Source organism: Streptomyces sp. 2A115 (genome assembly GCF_052245575.1).
Classification (GTDB): Bacteria; Actinomycetota; Actinomycetes; order Streptomycetales; family Streptomycetaceae; genus Streptomyces.
In genome coordinates this window covers 1-1,117 of record NZ_JBQQCG010000231.1, presented here as the reverse complement: position 1 = coordinate 1,117, position 1,117 = coordinate 1, and the positions used below count along the sequence as shown (strand labels likewise).

Genomic DNA, 1,117 nt, shown 5'->3' with positions numbered 1-1,117 from the left:
CAACGGGTCGACACCGGCACCCTCCAACGCCTCCCAGGAGGTCTCCAACAGCAACCGCTGCTGCGGATCCATCGCCAACGCCTCACGCGGCGAAATCCCGAAGAACCCCGCATCGAAAAGCCCCGCCTCATGCAGGAAACCACCCCGGCTCGTGTACGACGTACCCGCACGATCGGGATCCGGGTCGAACAAACCATCCAGATCCCAACCCCGGTCATCCGGAAACGACGACACCGCATCCCGACCCTCAACCACCAACCGCCACAGATCCGCCGGCCCTGCCACCCCACCCGGCAGCCGACACGCCATACCCACCACGGCCACCGGTTCGCGGGAGGCGCCGAGGAGTTGGCGGTTCTGCTTCTTCAGCGAGCCGACCTCTTCCAGCGACTTCCGCAGTGCCTGGACGACCTTTTCGTATGACGGACTCACTCAATTTCCCCCATCATTCAGGAATTCGAAGGACTCTTAGTCACCAAGCGCCAGTTGCACGAGATCATCGACGTCGAGCTCGGAAATCGCCCTATCCTCATCGGCCTTGTCGATCGCGCCGATATCCAATGCACCGTCGCCGGGAGCGACCAGCTTGATGAGGGCATCCAGCAATCCAGCTTCCCGGAACCGGATCAGCGGAACTGATACGAGTGCGTTCCGCAGCCGTTCCTCGTGCACTTCCAGGCCCACCGCGTCGCCGTCCGGGAGCAATTCGTGGTGCAGGTAGCGGGCGATGGCCTCCGGGGTGGGATAGTCGAAGACCAGCGTGGCGGGCAGTTTCAGACCGGTCGAATCACGCAGTCGGTTGCGCAGTTCCACGGACGTGAGCGAGTCGAATCCGACGTCCTTGAACGCCAAATCCGCTCGAACGCCCTCCGGCCCGGCATGCCCGAGCACGGTCGCGGCCCGGGCACGCACCAGGTCGAGAAGCATGGCCCGCTGCTCCGCCTTGGCGAGCCCGGTCAACCGACGGACCAGCTCGCCGTCCCTGGCGGTTGCCGCCCGCGCCAGTTGTCGGCCTGCGCGTATCAGGCCACGCAGCAGGTGCGGTACCCCGCCGTCCGCCACAGCGCCGGCCCGCACTCCCCGCAGATCCAGCTTCGCCGGCACCAACAACGCCTGC

2 protein-coding genes are annotated in these 1,117 nt (G+C 65.6%); both read right to left on the bottom strand.

From position 1 onward, the window contains the following. On the bottom strand, positions 1-432 hold a 432-nt coding region (locus tag ACTWQR_RS55755; RefSeq protein WP_443235020.1), incomplete at its 3' end, for a beta-ketoacyl synthase N-terminal-like domain-containing protein. Positions 433-468: 36 nt separating this feature from the next. Further along, positions 469-1,117 (bottom strand): acyl carrier protein (locus ACTWQR_RS55750; RefSeq protein ID WP_443235019.1); only part of this gene is annotated, 649 nt, incomplete at its 5' end.